The sequence below is a fragment of the Acetobacterium carbinolicum genome (genome assembly GCF_047456275.1).
GTDB classification, from domain to species: domain Bacteria; phylum Bacillota; class Clostridia; order Eubacteriales; family Eubacteriaceae; genus Acetobacterium; species Acetobacterium carbinolicum.
In genome coordinates this window covers 774,956-795,953 of record NZ_CP173357.1, presented here as the reverse complement: position 1 = coordinate 795,953, position 20,998 = coordinate 774,956, and the positions used below count along the sequence as shown (strand labels likewise).

At 44.3% G+C, this 20,998-nt stretch carries 18 protein-coding genes; 9 read left to right on the top strand and 9 right to left on the bottom strand.

What is annotated here, in order from left to right; all coding sequences use genetic code 11:
* Positions 1-49: 49 nt before the first annotated feature.
* The 6 genes from ACIZ62_RS03780 to ACIZ62_RS03755 form a co-directional block, all read right to left on the bottom strand.
* Positions 50-856 (bottom strand): methyltetrahydrofolate cobalamin methyltransferase, encoded by an 807-nt coding sequence (locus ACIZ62_RS03780; RefSeq protein WP_414151242.1) that lies wholly within the window; start codon positions 854-856, stop codon positions 50-52.
* Positions 857-995: 139 nt separating this feature from the next.
* Entirely contained in the window at positions 996-1,793 is a 798-nt protein-coding gene (locus ACIZ62_RS03775; RefSeq protein ID WP_414151241.1) for a dihydropteroate synthase, read from the bottom strand.
* A 12-nt stretch (positions 1,794-1,805) separates the two neighbouring features.
* Complete coding sequence (locus ACIZ62_RS03770; protein WP_414151240.1) at positions 1,806-2,429, bottom strand: B12-binding domain-containing protein; 624 nt, start codon at positions 2,427-2,429, stop codon at positions 1,806-1,808.
* A 49-nt stretch (positions 2,430-2,478) separates the two neighbouring features.
* Positions 2,479-3,333: a 3-methyl-2-oxobutanoate hydroxymethyltransferase gene (gene panB, locus ACIZ62_RS03765; RefSeq protein WP_414151239.1), complete on the bottom strand. Its 855-nt coding sequence runs from the start codon at positions 3,331-3,333 to the stop codon at positions 2,479-2,481.
* A 134-nt stretch (positions 3,334-3,467) separates the two neighbouring features.
* Positions 3,468-4,685, bottom strand: a complete 1,218-nt coding sequence (locus ACIZ62_RS03760) for an NAD/NADP octopine/nopaline dehydrogenase family protein (protein WP_414151238.1) — start codon at positions 4,683-4,685, stop codon at positions 3,468-3,470.
* 82 nt (positions 4,686-4,767) lie between these two features.
* Positions 4,768-6,408: a BCCT family transporter gene (locus ACIZ62_RS03755; protein WP_414151237.1), complete on the bottom strand. Its 1,641-nt coding sequence runs from the start codon at positions 6,406-6,408 to the stop codon at positions 4,768-4,770.
* Between the two features lie 682 nt (positions 6,409-7,090).
* Here ACIZ62_RS03755 and ACIZ62_RS03750 point away from each other — a divergent pair.
* From ACIZ62_RS03750 to ACIZ62_RS03735, 4 genes are all read left to right on the top strand, one after another.
* Positions 7,091-7,870, top strand: coding sequence for an aspartate/glutamate racemase family protein (locus ACIZ62_RS03750; RefSeq protein WP_414151236.1), 780 nt, complete (start codon positions 7,091-7,093; stop codon positions 7,868-7,870).
* Positions 7,871-7,928: 58 nt separating this feature from the next.
* A complete protein-coding gene (locus ACIZ62_RS03745) occupies positions 7,929-9,359 on the top strand; it encodes a trimethylamine methyltransferase family protein (protein WP_414151235.1) in 1,431 nt (476 codons plus the stop codon).
* A gap of 42 nt (positions 9,360-9,401) precedes the next feature.
* Positions 9,402-10,817, top strand: a complete 1,416-nt coding sequence (locus ACIZ62_RS03740) for a trimethylamine methyltransferase family protein (RefSeq protein WP_414151234.1) — start codon at positions 9,402-9,404, stop codon at positions 10,815-10,817.
* A 129-nt stretch (positions 10,818-10,946) separates the two neighbouring features.
* Entirely contained in the window at positions 10,947-12,401 is a 1,455-nt protein-coding gene (locus tag ACIZ62_RS03735) for a sigma-54 interaction domain-containing protein (RefSeq protein ID WP_414151233.1), read from the top strand.
* A gap of 112 nt (positions 12,402-12,513) precedes the next feature.
* On the opposite strand, the gene ACIZ62_RS03730 is transcribed toward ACIZ62_RS03735, so the two are convergent.
* From ACIZ62_RS03730 to ACIZ62_RS03720, 3 genes are read right to left on the bottom strand one after another with little or no spacing between them, the layout of a single operon-like run.
* The gene (locus tag ACIZ62_RS03730) at positions 12,514-13,437 is read right to left on the bottom strand and encodes an alpha/beta hydrolase (RefSeq protein WP_414151232.1); all 924 of its coding nucleotides are present in this window, start codon (positions 13,435-13,437) and stop codon (positions 12,514-12,516) included.
* 6 nt (positions 13,438-13,443) lie between these two features.
* Entirely contained in the window at positions 13,444-13,713 is a 270-nt protein-coding gene (locus tag ACIZ62_RS03725) for a DUF2087 domain-containing protein (protein ID WP_414151231.1), read from the bottom strand.
* Positions 13,682-14,341, bottom strand: coding sequence for a TetR/AcrR family transcriptional regulator (locus ACIZ62_RS03720; protein WP_414151230.1), 660 nt, complete (start codon positions 14,339-14,341; stop codon positions 13,682-13,684). Before ACIZ62_RS03720 ends, ACIZ62_RS03725 begins: the two co-directional genes overlap by 32 nt.
* Positions 14,342-14,644: 303 nt before the next feature.
* Between ACIZ62_RS03720 and ACIZ62_RS03715 the strand changes: the two genes are divergently transcribed.
* From ACIZ62_RS03715 to ACIZ62_RS03695, 5 genes are all read left to right on the top strand, one after another.
* Complete coding sequence (locus ACIZ62_RS03715) at positions 14,645-15,721, top strand: DUF1611 domain-containing protein (RefSeq protein ID WP_322519558.1); 1,077 nt, start codon at positions 14,645-14,647, stop codon at positions 15,719-15,721.
* A gap of 204 nt (positions 15,722-15,925) precedes the next feature.
* Complete coding sequence (locus ACIZ62_RS03710) at positions 15,926-16,609, top strand: response regulator transcription factor (RefSeq protein ID WP_322519559.1); 684 nt, start codon at positions 15,926-15,928, stop codon at positions 16,607-16,609.
* Positions 16,596-17,513: a HAMP domain-containing sensor histidine kinase gene (locus tag ACIZ62_RS03705; protein ID WP_322519560.1), complete on the top strand. Its 918-nt coding sequence runs from the start codon at positions 16,596-16,598 to the stop codon at positions 17,511-17,513. Before ACIZ62_RS03710 ends, ACIZ62_RS03705 begins: the two co-directional genes overlap by 14 nt.
* A 114-nt stretch (positions 17,514-17,627) precedes the next feature.
* Positions 17,628-18,293: an ABC transporter ATP-binding protein gene (locus tag ACIZ62_RS03700; protein ID WP_111887898.1), complete on the top strand. Its 666-nt coding sequence runs from the start codon at positions 17,628-17,630 to the stop codon at positions 18,291-18,293.
* 13 nt (positions 18,294-18,306) lie between these two features.
* Complete coding sequence (locus tag ACIZ62_RS03695; RefSeq protein ID WP_414151229.1) at positions 18,307-20,964, top strand: ABC transporter permease; 2,658 nt, start codon at positions 18,307-18,309, stop codon at positions 20,962-20,964.
* Positions 20,965-20,998: the final 34 nt, after the last annotated feature.

Sequence of the window (20,998 nt, the reverse complement as noted above, 5' to 3'; positions counted from 1 at the left end):
ATCTCAATCGCTAATTTTCCTGATTGACTAAATACTGCGTTTGTAATTTTTACTTTGTCAGCGACCCAATTTTTCCGGCCCGGTATGCTTTGCTGTATTTGCGGCAATGTTTATCCCGACCCAACAAGGCCTCGGTGGCAAAAATTGTCCCCATCATATCGCGGTTCATCGGGTCCATCACCGCCGAGTCCATCCCGGCCTGAATGGCATAGGCTAAAGCATTTTTATTAATCAACGACCGAAGCGGCAGGCCAAAAGAAATGTTGCTGATCGCACCGGTTACATGAATGGTTGGATATAGTGCTTTGATGGCTTTAATTTCTTTTACAAAATTCAACAAGGACTGATTGTCCGTTGACAATGCCATCACACAGGGATCAATATGCATACGTTCCGGAGCGATGCCATATTTGGCCGCCTTTTTCACCATCGTTGTGGTAATGTCAAGCTTTGTCTGTAAATCAGTGGGGATACCGTTGTTATCGCAGGTAAGTCCGACTACCTCCCAGCTATTGCCTTCCATTAGGGGCAGCAAGACCTCACACTTGTCGCCTTCTTCCGAGATCGAATTGAGCATCCCCGGTTTGTTGGCATATTTAAAAGCGGCCTCAATCACCCGGGGGTTGGGGCTATCAATGCATAAGGGTGTTTCGGTAACATCCTGAACTACTTCAATCAACCATTTCAGGGTTTCAATTTCGTATTCCGGGGCGGTGCTGGCACATACATCGATAAAATCGGCTCCGGCTTCAGTCTGTTTCACTGCCCGATTAGCAATAAAAGCGGCATCTCTTTTCTCGATCGCTTCTTTCACCGCGGGAATGGTACCATTAATCTTTTCTCCAATGATAATCATCTCTATCTCCTGTTTTTTTGTCATTCACAAATTCTAAAAGGCACTCTTAAACGGAGTGCCTGAAACAAACATGCATTTTTATCGCAAACGCTCTATCACTACAAATATAGCGAGATCTTTGTTATCCAGTTAAGTCAGATCAAACTTCCAGTTTTTTCTTCCGATAGGACTTCAGGTATTTTACATTAAAGTCATCTCGTCCCACCAGGGTTTCGGCCGCGCAAATGCTCGACATCATTTTTTTGTCCAGGGGATCAATTAGGAGTCCGTCCAGTCCTTTGGCGATCGCCATTACCGCGAAATTTCGATTGAGGAATTTGCGTTCCGGCAACCCATAGGAAATGTTTGATAACCCACAGATCGTATGAATTCCTTCATAGTTTTTCATAACTTCGGAAACTGAATCAATAAAACCCATGCCAAAGGTTTTATCGGTAGAAATTGGCTGTACCAGGGGGTCAACAAAGATGTTTTCCAGCTTAACATTGTTCTGAACTAGTTTATTAATCAGAACATCTGCAATTTTTAGCCGTTGTTCCATGGTTTCTGGCATTTTTTCGTCATCCATACAGAGTGCCACAATTTTATAAGAGGTTCCGGCAACAAGCGGTAAAATGGCATCGAGTCGATCTTTTTCAAGCGAAATGGAGTTAATCATCACATCATCTTCGCTGAGTTTTAGTCCCTGTTCGATCACTTTAGGATCGGGACTGTCGACTGAGCAGGGAAGCGTAGTGACGGCTTTTATATTGTTGATCAGCCATTCCATGTAGTGGCCTTCTTTGCCGACAAATATACCGGCATTCACATCGATATAAGTCGCTCCGGCTTCGGCTTGATCGAGCGCCAGTTTCTTTATAAAGGCGTGATCTTCACGCTTAATGGCATCGCCAACCGCCTGGCGGCTGGCATTAATTAGTTCTCCGACGATAATCATTGGGCGCTCCGTTTATGACGCCATCAGGTTTCTGCCCAGCATTACTGCTTCACCGGCATCCGGGGCATAGCCATCGGCACCAATATCGTTGGCAAAATCCTGACCTACCGGAGCGCCGCCGACCATTGTTTTAACCGGTAAACCAGAGCTTTTAATGGCGGAAACGGTTTCTCCCATGGCTGCCATGGTGGTTGTTAAGAGTGCCGACAGACAAATCAGATTGGCACTTTTTTCTTTTGCGGCATCAATAAATTTTTCAGCTGGAACATCAATACCCAGATCGATCACTTCAAAACCGGCCCCTTCCATCATCATCGAGACGAGGTTTTTGCCGATATCGTGTCGATCTCCGGCAACCGTACCAATAATCACAATCCCTCTGCCGCTGTTATCACCTTTTAATAGTGGCTTGATCATATCTAATCCGATTTTCATAACGTTGGCGGCCATCAGCATTTCCGGCACAAAAAGAGTTCCTGCCGAGAACAACCGACCCACCTCGTCCATTGCACCAATGAGCCCTTCATTTAAAATCACACTGGTATCGACCCCATCATCAATGGCTTCCTGCACAGCTGTCACTACTTCATCATCATCTAATTCTAAAATGGCATCATATATCTTTTGTACACTCATTTTTTTCTCCTTAATCTTTGTTTAATTTCAAATCGATCTTAAATTTGTTTTATTTCACTTCAGCTAATTGCTTTTCCAGTTCAGCGGCTTCTTCATCGGCAATGACGTAGGTATGTACCGCATCATCAGGAAAGGCACCATTGCGTACTTCATCACAAAAAGCGGTAAAACCCTTTAGTAACTCAGCACCCACATTGGCATATTTTTTTACAAATTTAGGGGTAAAATCATCGTAGTAGCCGACCATATCAGCATAAATTAATAATTGACCGTCAGTATGCGAACCAGCACCAATTCCCAGCACGGGAATACTCAGGCGCTCGGTAATGGCCTTACCAACCACTGCCGGTACCCCTTCAACCAGAATAAAGGAAGCCCCTGCCGCTTCAATGGCCAGTGCCTGTCGCAACAATTCCATCGCCGCGCCAGCACTTTTTCCCTGGGCCTTGTAACCGCCCAGTTGGGCCGCAAATTGAGGGGTTAAACCAATATGGCCCATTACCAGAATACCGACATCGGAGATCGCTTTGATCCGTTGGCACACCGAATCGGTGCCGCCTTCTAGTTTAATCGCATCCACCAGCGATTCTTTCGTGAATCGTCCGGCATTAAAAACCGCTTCCTCATTGGAGATCTGATAGGACATGTAGGGCATATCGCCGACAATAAAGGTATTCGGGGCACCCCGGCGGACCGCCGATGAATGGGCAATCATGTCATCCATGGTCACTGGAAACGTCGTTTCATAACCTAATGTGACCATTCCCAGCGAATCCCCCACCAGTATCATATCCACGCCAGCCCGTTCTTCATATTTTGCGGTTAAATAATCATACCCGGTGATGTAAACTATCTTTTCTTTTCTTTCGGCCATTTTTCTAAAATTAATAATACTTTTTTTCATCATAAGCTCCTTATTATTTTAATCAACCTCAAGTCAGTTCCCCTATTTGTCAAACCGCCCTGCCATCTGCTGATAAAGCCGATGGCAGCTTGAGGTTCTTTATGCTTGTTTCCGGATCAGCACAAATTCTCTTTTTATTTCGTTTTTCCGGTTCTTAAATAATCGTTAAGCTCTTCCTTGGTCATCTTGTCAATGCCAATATATTCTAAAGTATAGCCATTGGCGATTAAATCTCTGCCCAGAATTGCCGATGCCAGACTAATCATTGAATCGACTACTGGTGTGTTAACGCCATAGGTATCGCCCAACTGTTGATAGACAAAGCATCCCACCGGGATATCTTCAGTGATATAGCGGTTTTCCATCGTAAATGGTCCGGTGCCGTATTGGATTGGATCTTGTTTATCAAACGGTATTAAATAGTCAAGCCCCATATATTCCTGACCCAGAACATTCTCCCGGGAGAAGAAGTGTTCTTTTTCATAGGGTTGAATCCCCACCCCAATGGTGTCAGCCAGGGCACATTCTTCCTGATAAAAAGTATATTGAACCTGGGAAATAGAAGGGCAGTACGCGTGGGAATAAATTGAGAATTTGAATTTATCTTCACCAAAAATCGTTCCAAAGTTTTCCATCGTCGATACCCCCAGAATCGCTCCCGGGCAATGAAGAACCGGATTGACATTGGAAAACCCGGTATCTAAAACGGTATCCCCAGCTACGGCACCGTCACCTTCTGTCACGGCATCCATTGACGGCAGGTATTTAGAGCTTTCGATAAAGGCTTTGGTATCCGTTGCAGGCATTGCTGCACCCCGGAGTGTAATGGCCCGATAGTAAACCCGGATCTTATGGGTAATGACGCCTCCTGGCATTTCGACCCGGCTACCATAGGTCGAGCTTGACCATCCACCGACAATCACATTTTTTGTACAGCCCGCTTCGCGCATCATTTTACGGAGGATCAGACTGCCAAAATTATCGGGAAAAATATGAATAACCTGACCATCTTCGAGACAGGGAATCAGTTTTTCAAAAAAAGGTTTGTGTCCAAAGGTTGGGGTAGCGATCACAATGATGCCAGCACCCTTAACTGCTTCTGCCACATCGGTGGTGACCTTGTCCATTTTGGCAAAACCTTCACGCTCAAAACCATAAAGATTGACTTGTTCGCCAAAGAATTTAATCCCAACTTTTTCCACATTCTTGAGTGTTTTTTCGGCAAAAGGCTCAAAATCGCAAATTCTTACCTTGGCTCCCCCTAAGGCACAGTCTCCGGCAATTGCCTTTCCGACTGCACCGGCACCTAACACTGCAATTGGTTTTTCACTTAAATAACTCATGTCTGCCATATTTTTCTCCTTTTATCATCTCAATTATTTATTGCTTAATCGTTTTCTTACCACTAATGAACAAGCAAGGTTTGTGCCAAGATTACTTTTTCGTTTGTTTATCCAAATTGAACCATTTTTTATGAATTTTCGGATCCGTCAGCTCCGCAGCGGCTTCATCAGCAGCGGCGGCTGCCTCCTGTTCCATAAAATCAGCATACTCTATTTCGTCTCGTTTGAGCTTACCTGAGAACAAATGGTAGAGGAATCCCAGAATCATTGCCAATTCGATAAAGAGGATCGGGAAACCGGCAATCGTCTTAACGATTTTGATCCCGTCGATACCGCCACTGATTACAAATACCAGCGAAATTAAACCGATGAAAATCCCCCAGAATACTTTGATTGGCAGGGGCGCTTCTTTTACACCTTTGGATTGTTTTAATGACATGGTCGAAATTGTCGATGTCATCGAATCCGCCAGGGTAATAAATGATAAACCGATAGTGACCAGCATGATAATGCGAATTAATTCAGTAAAAGGCAAGAATTCAAAGATATACATCATAAACGCCTGGGCGCCATTGTCGGCCAGGAATCCCGACATATCAGCAACACCTCGGAGTTCCAGGTCTAATGCCAATCCGCCAAATACACTAAACCAGAGAATCCCGAACATTGCCGGCAGAATAACATTGACCGTAATAAACTGTCTGATGGTTCGGCCATAGGATAATTTAACCAGGAACAAACCAACAATTGGTCCAAAAGATAACCAGTCAACCATCCAGTACATATCCCACCATTGCGGCCATAAATCACTGTCAATTATTGGTTGGGTAAATAAGCTTAGATCAACAAAGTTATTAATAAAAAATCCCAATGACTGCGTAAACAGATTGAATATATAAGCCGTTGGTCCGGTAATCAAAACAAAGATCATCAAAACAATAAAAATCCAGGCATTCTTATCACTGAGCCAGGAAATTCCTCGGTCTAAGCCAGTTGCACTTGAAATCGTATAGGATGCAATAATGACACAGGCAATGACGGCCCATACCACCGGACCTGGTTCGATCCCAAACACGAAATTGAGTCCACTGCCAATTTGCAGCAGCCCATATCCCAGCGATCCAGCCACACCGCCACAAATGGCGAATAGGATAATACCGTCAATAACTGTATTGATTTTTGAATTGAGTTCTTTACCATCATTTAAATAAACAAGACCGGCACTGGCGGTGTAGCTTTTGTTCATATTATAGTAAGCATAGCCAATGGCAATTCCCGCTACCGCATAGATCGCGTAAGGTGAAAACGACCAGTGCAAAAAGGATTTACTCATCCCCCAGATAACGGCGTCCAGACTTCCAGCTTCGAGGCCAACCGATGGCGGTGGTGCGAAAGTATGCATCAGCGGCTCGGTGGCTCCCCAGAAAACGATCCCGGTTCCAATCCCCGCACAAAGCGAAATCGCCCACCAGATCCAGGTTCGATATTTTGGTTTTGCATTTGCGCCCCCAAATTTAATACTGCCAAAGGGATGGACAAATAATAACACCATACAGCCAACAAAAATCAATACCCCCAGAGAAACCATCCACCCGGCATTTGCCATTAACGCGATAAAGAAATCAGTCATTCTGGTTGTAAACTCGTCTGGCGAAACAAAGCCGATAATAAGGATTATTCCCATTAATACAATTGGAATCGCAACGGGTACAATACGTATTCTTTTTAACATAAACTCTCTCCTTCTGATTCTTAAACTTTTTTTGATCTTTCTAACCTGGTTGTCATGACTTCAATCAAACTAACCCGACACATCTTACCTTAACCCTATATTCAACACCTCCCCAGCTTAATTTCACACATCGTTACGATATCAATAATTTATAGCAAGCTTTATGCCAATTCGTAAAATTATCTAATTTCGAAAATAACGCGAAATTAAGGGCTATTGAGGATGTATGTTCTTGGGATGGAAGAATAGGCTGCAAAATATTATGCAGGTAATCTAACGTTTCTTTGTAAACCTTTGCACAAAACCCTTTATTTACCTTCTTCTGGTTGATATTGTAATGTTATTTTGCATGTCATCATTTTTTGCAGGCGTTTTTTGCTATTTCCAAGGCTATTTTAACTATTTACGTGAAATTTAATTACAATTCTGACTTTTTTAAGTCATCCATCACCATTTTATTCCTTTTCTTATTATAGCGTAGCTCCTTCAGATCTGCACTTTTTTGATTATTTTAGAGTTCATCGGCGGCATCTCAATCAGTATTTTTTCGTAAATTTTCATCGATTGATATTTCTTGGTCACTTGACCATCCTTTTGTACGGGGCATAATTTGGCATAAACCTTGCTAGTATAAATGGCAACTCGCACTAATTTAAACATCCCAAATTTTTAGGAGGAAGAAATGCAAAGAGATTTAAAAATTAATTACATGACAACCCGAAAAAACCATACCTGCTATGGTATGGGTATTGGTATCATGGTATTAGATGATGCCTATCCCGGTTTTCCTGGTGATGTCCGCAATGCCAGTGCCTGGGGTTTTCCGATTCAATATGAAATCGCCAGGGGCGTCGATAATTATACCCTGGTCTGGGAACAGGATAAAAGCCCCTGCCGGGAACCAATTGTTCAGGCCGCAAAAAACCTGGAGCAGATGGGCTGTCGTGCGATTGCCGCTGAATGCGGCTATTTTGCCTATTTCCAGCAAGATGTGGCCGCGGCTGTCGATATTCCTGTTTTTATGTCCAGTTTGCTGCAAGTCCCCTTTATTCAGCAATTGATTGGACCCACCAACGCGGTTGGGATCATCTGTGCCCAAAAACGTTTTTTGACCAATACGCATCTGGAAAAAGTCGGAATTGATCTCAATAGCAACTTCTACATTGCCGGCGCCCAGGATGAATATGGTTGTCCGCAGTTTGACACGCTATGGGATCATGAAAAACGTCCTGTAATACCAGAAAGTTACTATGACGAATCAGAACAGGATATGATTCGGATCACCAAAGAATTTACTGCCAAACACCCGGATATTAAGGCAATCATGTTAGAATGTACCGGCATGCAGCCCTTTGCCAGAGCGATTCAACGCGCTGTTGATTTGCCTGTATTTAGTTGGGGAACCTTGCTTGATTATGCTTATTCCTGCATTTCTCACCGGGATTATTACGGTCATATCTAAATCTTTTATAATAGAATTTAGTGATCAGTACTCACTACTAAGAAAAGGAAGTAAAACCATGAAACCTTATGAAAAATATGTATCAAAATCCGATCTGCAGGTTATTCACGAGGAATCTCTGCGGATCCTCAGCGAAGTTGGGATAAAATTTGAACACCCGGAAATTCTGGATATTTTTAAATCTCACGGTGCCCGCATTGATGGGAACACCGTCTTTCTCGATGAAAAAATGATCATGGCCACGATTTCAACCATTCCCGAAACCTTTACCATTGAAAACTCCAAAGGAAATCATACGCTTGGCGGCGGGAGCCTGATTCTGATGCCTGGCATCGGCAATATTTTCCGTCTGGAGCAAGGTCATTTACATAAAATGACCAATGATGATACGGTCGATCAGTTCAAACTCTCCGATACCAGTGATGTCATTAACTGTAACTATTTTAATATTTTTCTCGATGACAAGAGCCTGACCCAGGATGAACGAGTATTTAGTCCCATCGCGATGATCTTAAAGTATTCCAATAAAACGGCCTTACATTTGATGGCGAATACCTTCCCATTAAAATCCGGGGTCCGGGAGTCGTTTAAACAGGGTCTGGAACTGATTGAAAAATTCGAAGGCCGCAGCGGTGTTTATAATAATATCATCCATATTAATTCGCTATCGCCCTTATGCTTTGACCATGATCCGCTCGATAAGTTCCTGGTTGCTGCTGAAATGAATCAGCCGGTCTGGTTTTCCCCTTGTGCAATGCCCGTGCTGACCGGTCCGCCATCGGTTGCCGGACTAATTGCGATGACAAATGCTGAAGTTCTAGCCGGTATGGTCATGTCCCAATTGGTTAAACCTGGGCTGCCGGTGGTTTACGGACAGACCTCAGCCTCTACCAACCTGCGAACGGTTCAACTCAGCATCGGTGCCCCCGAAACCGCCTTGATTGCTTATGCCACCCGGGGACTCGCCGATTTTTATAAGCTTCCCTGCCGTACCGGCGGCGGCTTAAGTGATGCCAAGGATTTTGATATCCAGGCCGGGATTGAATCCGATATGATGATTCGCTCAACCCTCGAAGCTGCTCCGGATCTGGTGCTCCATTCGTGTGGGATTATGGGTAGCTTTAATATCCTGAGCTTTGAAAAATTCCTGGTTGATGAAGACACTTACCGAATGAATCGCCGGCTTCTAAGCGGAATCAAAACTGAGGAAAGCTATCTCTGTCATGATCTGATTACCAAAATCGGCCCGCGCGGTAACTTCCTTCAGGGTCGAACCCCGAAAATGTTTAAAGAGGAATTTTTTGTTCCCAAATACTTTAACAAAGAAGACCCCAACCAATGGCAGGAACATGGCAGCAAACCAGTGCTTAGAGACGTCCAGGCCGCTGTTAAAGAGCGCTTAGCCAGCTATACGCCACCGGATATTACCCGGGAACAAGCCGATCTTTTAAACGACTACATTCCCGCCTGTTACCGAGAGCGCATCTAAATAAAATCGGATTTAAACAAAATAAAATTTTAGGAGATTACAATGGAAACAACACAAAGAAATATTGAATTTAATGTTTTGAATCAGACCAAAATTGAAATGATTCACGAAAAGAGCATGGATCTGCTGGAAAATTTTGGCATGCAGGTTACTGGTGAGCGAACCATTGACTGTTTAAAAAAATACGGCTGTACGGTTGACGGTGATCTGGTCAAATTCCCCAAAGCTGTTATCGATAAAGCGCTTGCCACCATTCCCAAAGAAATAACCCTTTATAACCGCGATGGCCAAAAAAGCATGGTCATCAACAGCCAAAATAACGTCTATTTTGGAACGCACTCCGATCAACTAGAAATTCTGGATTATAAAACAAACACCGCCCGTCCCTTTGTTAAATCAGATATTAAGGACATGTGTAAAATTGCCAGTGCCTTATCCAATATCAGTTTCGTCCTATCGGTGGGCATGTGTGCCGATGTCGATCCCAAGGTTCAGTCACAGATAACTTTCATCGAAACCTTAAAAAACTTTGATAAAACGATTAACTTTTCAACCAATGACATTGGGTCACTCCAGGAGATCATTAACATTGCTGCGATTGTCGCTGGTGGGCACAAAGAGCTGGCTGAAAAACCCTTTATCTTTAATTACTGTGAGCCGATTCCACCGCTGACCCATCCGGTCGAAAGCACCGAAAAATTATTTATCAGTGCAACCAATAAGATTCCCGTTGTTTATATGCCTTATTCGATGATGGGCGGAACTGCTCCCCTTTCGATTGCCGCGGCTTTAACTCAAAACAATGCCGAAATCCTGGCCGGCGTCGTCATTACTCAGGCTGTCAATGAGGGCGCACCAATGATCTACGGTTCGATGCCAACAATTTTTGATATGCAGACCACGATTGGCTCCTATGGTGCCCCTGAATTCCATAAATCGATCGCTGCAGCCTCTGAACTGGCTAACTACTATAACCTGCCATTTTATGGAACCGCTGGATGCAGTGATGCTAAAACCATTGATCCCCAGTCAGTCGCTGAAGTCCAAATGGAACTCTTCTCGACCATCTTAAGCAAGGCTAATCTGATTCACGATGTCGGCGTCTTAGATCATTGTAACTCGGTGGCTCCGGCAATGGTGGTATTGGCCAATGAAATGATTGATCAGCTGTCGGCTTATTCCAGAGGTGTTGATGTCACCGAAAAAACCCTGGCCATGGATGTTATTAAAGGGGTCGGCCAGGGCGGCCATTATCTAAACGAAAAACACACCCTTAAAAATTTCAGAAGTATCTGGTATCCGGAATTCTTTTCCCGACGCATGGTCAATCCCGATCAGTCCGATGTGATGGAAATGGTGAATGCCAAAATTGATGCAATTCTTAAGTCCCACGTCGTTCCCGCTTTAGATCCGACCATTCTTGCTGAAATTGAAAAAATCGAACAAAAATATTTATAAATTCAATCATTTTAGTCTTTTTTATAAATAAACAGGCAACCTCGGGATAGAGGTTGCCTCTATAATTTTTTTGGAATTCGTGTTATTATACTGTCAAAGTCAGCAAACCCCGAAATGGAGGGCCGTGAAATGAACTCAGAAAAAGAAGCGATTATGACGACAAGCCAAACGTTTTTCCCCATTCAGGATGTCGAGCGGATTGAAGATGTCTGTATCCATGTAGTTGACAGTGACGGAAAAATTGTCTGCTATTCAAAAGGCTGTGAACTGATCGAAAATATGAAACGTGAAGATGTCATCGGCAAAAATATGTCTGACATCTATGATTATCTTGAAAATGAATCGATGGAATCCCTGGTCTTAAAAACCGGGAAAAAAGTCCAGGATGTGCATGTTAAATATACCTCCCCATCGGGAAAAGTTGCCGATGTGATCAGTAGTACTTATCCGATTTTTTCAAGAAAAGACCCCAAAAAAGTTTCTGCTGCGATTTGTATTTATCGGGATATTTCGGCCTACATCCATATGTCGAGCACGATTAAGAAGCTACAAAATGATTTGAATACCCAGCAAATTAAAAACAATGGCACCCAATTTAGTTTCAAAGACATCATCGGAACAAGTCCCAATCTTTTAGAATGCATTCACCATGCCAAGATTGCAGCTCAGAATGCGGCGCCGATTCTGATTGCTGGACCTACTGGCACCGGCAAGGAAGTTTTTGCCCAAAGCATTCATAACGCCAGTGCTCAGGTTAATAAGCCTTTTGTGGCGATCAATTGTTGTGCCATTCCCGAACATTTACTGGAAAGCTCACTTTTTGGAACGGTTAAGGGCTCTTTCACCGGTGCCATTGATACTATTGGTCTTTTGGAAGCAGCTGAAGGTGGCACCATCTTTCTAGACGAAATCAATTCCATGAATTTAGAACTTCAATCAAAACTGCTTCGGGTTCTGGAAACCGGAAAATACCGAAAGGTGGGGGGCCATAAAGAAATATCCGCTAATATCCGGCTATTGAGTGCCCTTAATCAGGACCCCTTAAAAGCGATCGAAGAAAATCGACTTCGTGCTGACTTGTTTTATCGGCTGGCCGTTTTTTCGATTCATTTACCGGCCCTCAAAGATCGGAAACAGGATATCATCAGTCTTACCCGGACCTTTTTAACCACTGAAGCGGCTGCCATGGGAAAACAGCTCTTCACCATTTCGTTATCCGCTCAGGAGATTCTTCTTTACCATGACTGGCCGGGAAATATCCGCGAATTAAAACACGCCATTACTCATGCCATCTATTTATCCCAATACCAGGATACCATCCTGACCCCGGATCTGTTGCCTTCCTATTTACGAAAGAAGATCACTGATAAAAAGATCTATGAAAAGTATCTGGCCGCCAGTAGCGATGATAAAAACCTCAAGAACACCCTCAACAAAATTGAAAAACAAATGATAATCGAGGTGTTACAAGAAAATGATCGAAACATTTCAAAAAGCGCCAAAGAACTGGGCATTTCTCGTCAAAATCTGCAGTATAAGATCCGCTTGCATGGTATTAAAGAATCCGCTGATGATGTATTTTAAAAAAGATCGGTTGCAAAAAATATGCTCAGGTTTCCGCCGGGATGTTGGCGGAAATCTTTTTTTAACTTAATCTGTACGGAGAACGTTATCTCCGTCGCTTAATTACCTTAACTCAACGCTCTAGCTTTTTTCTGATAAATTGACAAACCTCTTCAAGGGCTTCGGATGCTTCTGGAAACATCGGTGCCAGCAGCGGAAAGCAATGAAACATTCCTTTCCAGACTTTAAACTGAATGTCAACACCTGATTCTTTGGCTTTTTTTGCATAACAGGTTGAATCGTCTCTTAGCGTTTCATTATTTCCAACTTGAATGATAATCGGTGGTAAACCGGTTAAGTCTCCAAACAGCGGGGACGCATAAGGGTGCCTGGGGTTTCCATCACCCACATAATAGCCAGTATAGGTCTCATTTGCTCCTTTGGGAGTACAGGGATCTGATTTTTCCCGGGTTTTATGAGACTCTCCAGAAATCGTCATATCGGTACACGGTGAAAACACCGCACAGACCCCCGGCAAGGGAATGCCATCATCCCTACATTTTAGCAGGGTGGCTAACGCAATGCCGCCGCCAGCCGAATCACCTGCAAAAGCAATATTTTCTGGTTTAAATCCCTGTTCAAGCAGCCAACAGTAAATAGCTGCTGAATCATTGACTGCAGCGGGAGCCGGATGTTCCGGAGCCAGCCGATAGTCAAAAACAAGGGCTTTGATGCCCAAATGTTTTACAAAATTCCCCACAATATTTCTGTGCGATCTGGCATTGCCCATCACAAATCCACCGCCATGAAAGTACAAGACTGCCTTTTCTTCGGGGGCGTTTTCTATTTCAACCCATTCTGCATAAAATTCCCGATAGTCACTGGCTTTAAAGCTGATTCCCTTGATTGGTTTAAAAAAACGTTCAGCCGTTTCATCGCAGTCTTGTCGCTGCTTTTCAATTGAGGTGTTCTTATCGATCACTTCCGGAAGCAACTGCCCTTTAAAAAGATGCCGGTATTTTATGGTGATGTACATCATTTTTGCTTTTATACTCATGTAACTTTATTCCTTTTCTTTATTTCTCCAATACTTACTGCCATCTGATAGGCGGCATAAAAATCCGGTTTCCACTAATCCGCGTCTTAAAAAAACACAATCCCCAAAGGTATGCCATGAATTAATTAACTGGTTGACAGACTTTTCAGAATATTCCTGATCGTCATCAAACTTTTCTGCGAGGTATTCGTATACCAGCAATTTTTTTGATTGCTTCGCAGGAATCTGTGTAATTTTCCCTTCTTCATTTAAAAACGGTTTGATTTTTTGGATCATTTTCTTCCTCAACTTCCCTTTGATTTTTAATCAAAAACATTGATGCAATCACCCGATAATCCAGTTTTACCTCCCGATTATTATTGGTGGAATAATATATAGCCAGGCCATTAATACTGGTCCAGAAAAAAATTGACAACATTTTAGGATCGCCCGCGACGATGGTTCCTTGTTTTTGTCCCGCTTCCATAATGGTTTCGATGACCTGATAGGGGATGTTCCTTTTTTGCTGAATAAGATCCTGAGCCTGCTTGGGAATGGCAGTCGAATTGGTTGCCTGCGTAATCAACCGGCAGGTGTCTAGAAAAGCCTGACTGTGCTCAATGGTCTCAACAAGTCGCTCCAGTGCAAACCGAATTTTTTCACCTGGCTCGGTATCCATATCTCGTACCATATAGGACGCTTCAATGGTCTTATCCAGAGCGTCATTAATGAGATCCACAAAAATTTCGTCTTTTGATGAATAGTAATGATATAAAAGTCCCTGGGCGATTCCGGCGCAAGCAGCAATATCCTGGATCCGAGTGGCAAACAGCCCCTGCTTAACAAATTGTAATAGTGCCGCGTTGCGAATCTTTTCTTTGCGCGTTTCGCGCATTTTCTCGTTTTGTTCCTTTGATCGTGCCATATTCCCTCCCAGATGATATATTGAATATACATTCAATATATCATCTGGGACAATTTTTGTCAATACACAAGTCTGATTTTTGACCAAAATCCGTTCCAGATCCTACTGGAGTTTACTTAGAAAATGTGTCTAATTTCTGGTTTTTCTTAAGGAATCGTTTAATTAAGGGTTTCTGTGGTATAATTAAAAAAGTGAATATTGAACTGCCTTTATATTATCAAACATTCTTTATCGTTCCTCTTTAATACAATCGTTTGCATTGTAAAGCTCCTGTTCGTGATCACGCGAAAGGACTACTCGTCTATGAAAGAAAAAGCTATACTCTATTGTGAAGGTCAATTTGGTGAATCCGATGGAAAAACCGCTAATGGTTTAATCCGTCGTTCTCAAAAATATCAGATCACATGTGTGATAGACAGCACCAAAACAGGCATGGATGCCGGAAAAGTACTCGAGGGGTTTGACAATGGTATCCCTATCTATCGGGATCTTACCGAAGCGATGGATCAATTAACCGAAGTACCTAAATATTTCATTTATGGCATTGCTCCCAAAGACGCCATCTTATCGATCAAAGAACGACGTATTTTTCTCAACGCGATGTCTTTGGGAATGGATATTGTTAATGGTCTCCATGAATTTATTTCTGAAGATGCCGAATTTAAGCAACAGGCCAAAAAATATCGGGTTAAACTTTATGATATCCGAAAGCCCCTTGCCAATCGCTACCTGCACCTCTTTACTGGCGATATTCTAAATGTGAAAACACCGAAGATCGCTATTCTTGGCACCGATTGCGCCGTCGGTAAACGAACCACCGCCATGAAACTCATTACCGCCCTGAAAGAACGGGGACTTCGGGCCAGCTTTATCGGGACTGGTCAAACCTCCTTGATTCAGGGTGAAAAATACGGCATTGCTCTGGACGCCATTCCCTCTGAGTTTATGACCGGTGAACTGGAAAATGCGGTTGTCGAAGCCAATATCCATGAAAAACCGGACGTCATTATTCTAGAAGGTCAGGGCGCCCTCAGTCATCCCGCTTTTATCAGCTCCTGTGCCATCATCCGCGGCGGAAAACCGGACGGCATCATTGTTCAGCATCCACCCAGGCGAATAAACCGGGTCGATTTTGAGTATTTGCCAATGCCCACCCTCGCCAGTGAAATTGAACTGATTGAACGCTTCTCACAGTCTAAGGTCATTGCCATCACAATTAATCACGATGATATGAGCGAAAACGAAGTGGCAGATACCATTAAAGCTTATGAACAGGACTATCGGCTACCCACAACTGACACCTTAATCCATGGCTGCAACAAGCTGGTTAAGGCCGTTCTTGATGCCTTTCCGGAGTTAAAAGAAAAAACCACCAACTAAAAAACGGGATGATGGGCGATCTCATCAGAAAAACCAACCCGATAAATTTCTTGTAATGGCGACGAACAGTCTTAACTGTTCGTCTTTTTTTGACACTGTTTTCAAAATGGGAGTGTCATCCCATTGGAAATTGATACAAACAATTCTTTGTGTTATCATTATCACACTTATTAAATGAGGTGTAATTGGAGGTTATAAAAATAGATGAAGCAACTACTAATTATCGAAGATGACCGTCATCTCAGCCGTGGCTTATGCCTGGCTTTGAAAGATCCTAAACTTCAAATTGTGACATGTTTTGATTTAAAATCAGCGCAAGAACAACTTGCCTGCGGTATGACCGACTTAGTTTTACTCGATATCAATCTTCCTGATGGCAATGGACTGGATTTGCTTCGGCAAATTAAAACGGGGGGCAAAGCCGTTCCGGTGATAATTTTAACTGCCAACGACACCGAAGCCGATGTGGTAATGGGGCTGGAGGATGGTGCCGATGATTACATCACCAAACCCTTTAGCCTGGCAATCCTCCGGGCTCGCGTAAAAGCACAACTGCGACGTCTGGTCACCAGTGAGCTAAAACCGATTATAATTGACCGTTATCAATTTGATTTTGCGCAAATGGATTTTTATCACGGAACCACTGCCGTGGAGTTAAGCAAGACAGAACAAAAGCTGCTTCGTTTGCTGATTGAAAACCGGGGACAAACCCTCAGTCGGACGGTTTTGATGGATCGTATTTGGGCGGACGGCAGCGATTTTGTCGATGAAAATGCACTTTCCGTCACGGTTAAACGTCTCCGGGACAAGCTGGATGCAACCGCGTTTATTAAAACCGTTTACGGTTTAGGTTATGTATGGGTGGTGAAACCGGATGAATCCGTTTAGCCTAATCCTGCTAGTCGTTGCGATGGCAACCCTGTTATTGAGCCTGATGATCGTACGACTGCAACGCCATAAAACCCGCAAAATCATGAAAGCCCTTAACCACATGCTGGATCGCGCCCTGGATGGCAGCTTTACCGAAGCTCATTTCGATGAAAGCCTGCTCTCTTCGGTTGAAAGCCGACTTTACCAGTATTTAACCGCTTCTTTGGTATCGGCCCGCAATGTCTCCGCTGAAAAAGAAAAAATCAAGCAATTGTTGGCCGATATCTCGCATCAGACCAAAACCCCGATTGCTAATATTATGCTCTATTCACAGCTACTGGCAGAACAGGAACTGCCGGAAGAAAGTAAAGCTTGTTTAACGCCATTGCAGGGCCAAGCCGAGAAGCTGAACTTCTTGATTACCGCTTTAATCAAATTATCGCGGCTGGAAACCGGCGTTTTTACCGTTTTTCCGACTTGCGCAGCGATCGCCCCAATGCTTTCGGAAGTGACTCAACAAGTAGCTCCGAAAGCCGCCCAAAAAGAAATTGAATTGACCGTAACTGTTACCAATGGCGATGCCGTGTTTGACTACAAATGGACCCTTGAAGCCCTCTGTAATGTCGTCGATAATGCCATAAAGTATACCCCTCCAGGTGGCAAAATCCAAATTTTGGTCACGGAGTATGAGATGTTTTGCCGCATTGATATCAGCGATACCGGCATGGGTATCGCTGAAACCGATCAGGCTAAAATTTTTACGCGCTTTTACCGTTCCCCCGCACTCAGCGAACAGGATGGTCTGGGAATTGGTCTATATTTAACCCGCCAGATTTTAATCCGGCAGGGCGGTTACATTAAAGTCGCTTCATCACTGGGGGACGGCTCCGTTTTCTCGGTTTTTTTACCTCGGACGGTTTAAATTCTTACAAAACTGTTAGAATTACTTCCAAGCGGGAAAGATTCTGGAAAGAAACCCATGATAAAGTTTATGCGTTGAAGAATTCAATGTTTTATTTTATTTTTGGAGGTATTTATGATTTTAGAGACAACTGATTTAAAAAAAATTTACGGTGCTGGCGAAAGTACCGTAAACGCTCTGGCCGGCGTCAATCTGGCCGTTGAAAAAGGCGAATTTATCGCCATTGTCGGAACTTCCGGCAGCGGCAAATCCACCCTTTTACATATGCTCGGCGGACTGGACCGCCCCACCAGTGGCAGCGTCACAGTCGACGGGCAGGCTATCTTTTCATTAAAGGATGAAGCGCTGACGATCTTTCGCCGTCGCAAGATCGGCTTTGTGTTCCAGAATTACAACTTAGTTCCGGTGCTTAACGTCTATGAAAACATCATCTTGCCGATTCAATTAGACGGTAACCGACCCGATGCGGCTTATGTTGAGCGCATCATCGATACCCTGGGCCTTAAATCTAAGCTCCAGAACCTGCCCAATAACCTCTCCGGCGGACAGCAGCAGCGGGTTGCCATTGCCCGGGCACTCGCCGCAAAACCAGCCATTATTTTGGCTGACGAACCCACCGGCAATCTGGATTCCAAAACCAGTCTGGACGTTCTGGGGCTACTAAAGATTACCAATCAGAAATTTATCCAAACCGTTGTCATGATTACCCACAACGAGGAAATTGCCCAAATGGCTGATCGCATCGTCCGCATCGAAGACGGCTTGATCGTCGCGCGTTAAGAAGGTGTAACTAATGAATATCGCCAACAAAAAAACCATTCGGACACTGAGTATTAAAAGCATGAAAGCCGCGCGAATAAGAAACCTCATCGCTATTCTGGCCATTGCTTTAACCACCATTCTGTTTACTTCGCTGTTTACCGTATCCTTGTCGATTAACCATTCCGTCCAGGAGGCAAACTTCCGTCAGGGCGGCGGCTGGAATCATGGTACCTTCAAATACATGACCCAAGCGCAGTTTGATGAAATTAAAACCGATCCCCTGATCAAAGACTATGGGCTTCGTCGCTTTGTGGGAATACCAGAAACGGCACCTTTTCTTAAATCCCATGTGGAGGTTGGTTACAGCGATGCAAATCAGGCCCACTGGATGTATTGTGACCCAATCGCTGGCCATTTACCACTTGAGGGCACAGACGAAGCCGCCACCGACACCCGGGTGTTAGAACTTCTCGGCGTCGAACCGGTTTTGGGAAACCCCTTTACCCTGACCTTTGATGTGGATGGTATCACGGTAACCGAGACCTTTACCCTGAGTGGCTGGTGGGAATATGATGAGGCCATCGCCGCCAACCATGTCCTCATTCCCCTCAGCCGGACCCAGGTGATCTACGATCAAGTCGGGCTTGGCAGTAGGATTGGGGCCGATGGCATCACCGGTTCATGGAATATGGATGTCATGCTTGACCGTTCACAAAATATTGAACAGCATCTCAACGAAATCCTAAAAAATAACGGTTATCAAAATGAAAACCGCTCGCTGGGGGATAATTTTATTTCAACCGGTGTGAACTGGGGTTATACCAGCTCGCAACTTGCCGACAGTCTGGACCCCATCACCGTCCTTGCCATCGTGGGTCTGCTGCTCATTATTATTTTAACCGGCTATCTGATTATTTATAATATCTTTTCGATCTCGGTGTCAAACGATATTCGCTTTTACGGTCTGCTTAAAACCATCGGTACCACCGGGCCACAGCTCCGGCGGATCATCCGTCAACAGGCCCTGCTACTGTCTGTGATTGGCATTCCTCTGGGCTTACTGGTTGGCTATGGAATCGGGATCAAACTGACTCCGGTGATCTTGTCCCAACTTAATGGGGTCGTCAAGGATTCGGTATCAGCCAGTCCCCTTATTTTTTTAGGCTCAGCACTTTTTGCCTTCATCACGGTGGTGATCTCCTGCCATCGGCCGGGGCGGTTGGCGGCCAGTGTGTCCCCTGTGGAGGCCGTTCGCTATACCGAAGGCACAACGACTAAAAAAACGATCCGTAAGGGCCAGTCCGGACCATCGCTACTCAAAATGGCATGGGCAAACCTCGGTCGCAGCCCCGGCAAGACCGCTATCACAATGACTTCTCTTGCACTCGCGGTGTTGCTGCTCAATCTGACCGTTACCTTTACTAACGGATTTGATATGGACAAGTACCTGGTGAATATGGTTTCTGATTTTATTGTGGCTGATGCCGGTTACTTTCAGGTTGGGAATTACTGGGATGGCGATCATGCACTACCCGAAGATGTTATTGTTAGTCTGGAGAACCAGCCTGGCATAGTAGCTGGGGGCCGGGTTTATGGCAAAACCAGTGCGGTGGAGGAATTTGTTACCGCAGACCATATTCGTGAGAAAAACAGCCCATGGAATGACTCCAAAACACTGGATCATATGGTTACCTTTATGGAAAAAAATGAGGCCGGCTTACTGGCTGACCGCGCTCAGCTTTACGGCATGGAGCCTTATACACTTGATAAACTGACTCTCCTGCAAGGCGATTTGTCAAAGCTTCACGAACCAGGCGGACGTTATCTCGCCGCGGTTTATAACACCGACGACTATGGCAACACCAAAATGGATTCCCATTGGGCCAAGCTTGGCGATACGGTTACCCTACGCTATGTGGAGACGTACGAATATTATAACCCCAACACGGGTGCCATTTTGGACCCTGATCAGCCACCCGATGATCAGCCTTATCGGTATCGGGCAAAAACCTATCAGGATATTGACTACGAGGTGGCGGCACTGATCACTTTACCAAAATCACTCAATTATCGCTACTATAGTGCTGATGAATTTATCCTAAACGATCAGACCTTTATTTCGGACAGTGGCACCGACAAGGTCATGTACTACGCTTGTGATGTTAGTGATGCGGACACTACCGCGATAGAGGCTTATCTGAGTGATCTGACCAATGCACAGTTAACCCAGCTCGACTATGAGAGTAAAGCGTCTTACGCGGCAGAGTTTAACACACTCCAAAAAATGTTTCTAATCTTGGGAGGCGTGCTGAGCTTGATCATCGGACTAATCGGAGTGCTCAACTTTCTCAATGCCATTTTAACTGGCATTCTAACTCGCCGTCATGAGCTGGCCATGCTCCAATCAATCGGTATGACGGGTCATCAGCTTAAAGCGATGTTAATTTGGGAGGGCTTGTTTTATTCCTTAGGTGCGGTAGTCGTATCACTGTTACTCAGTATTGCTGCCGGCCCCTTGCTGGCTAATGTGCTGTCTAATCTATTCTGGTTTTTTACCTATCGTTTTACCGTTTTACCGATCCTCCTGGTGGCCCCAATCTTTACCGTACTTGGCATTGCCGTACCGTTGATTGTATACCATGTGGTTTCCCGACGCTCCATTGTTGAGCGTTTAAGAGAAACGGAGTAACAAAAAGCCCCTGCTGTTTGCAGGGGCTTTTTAA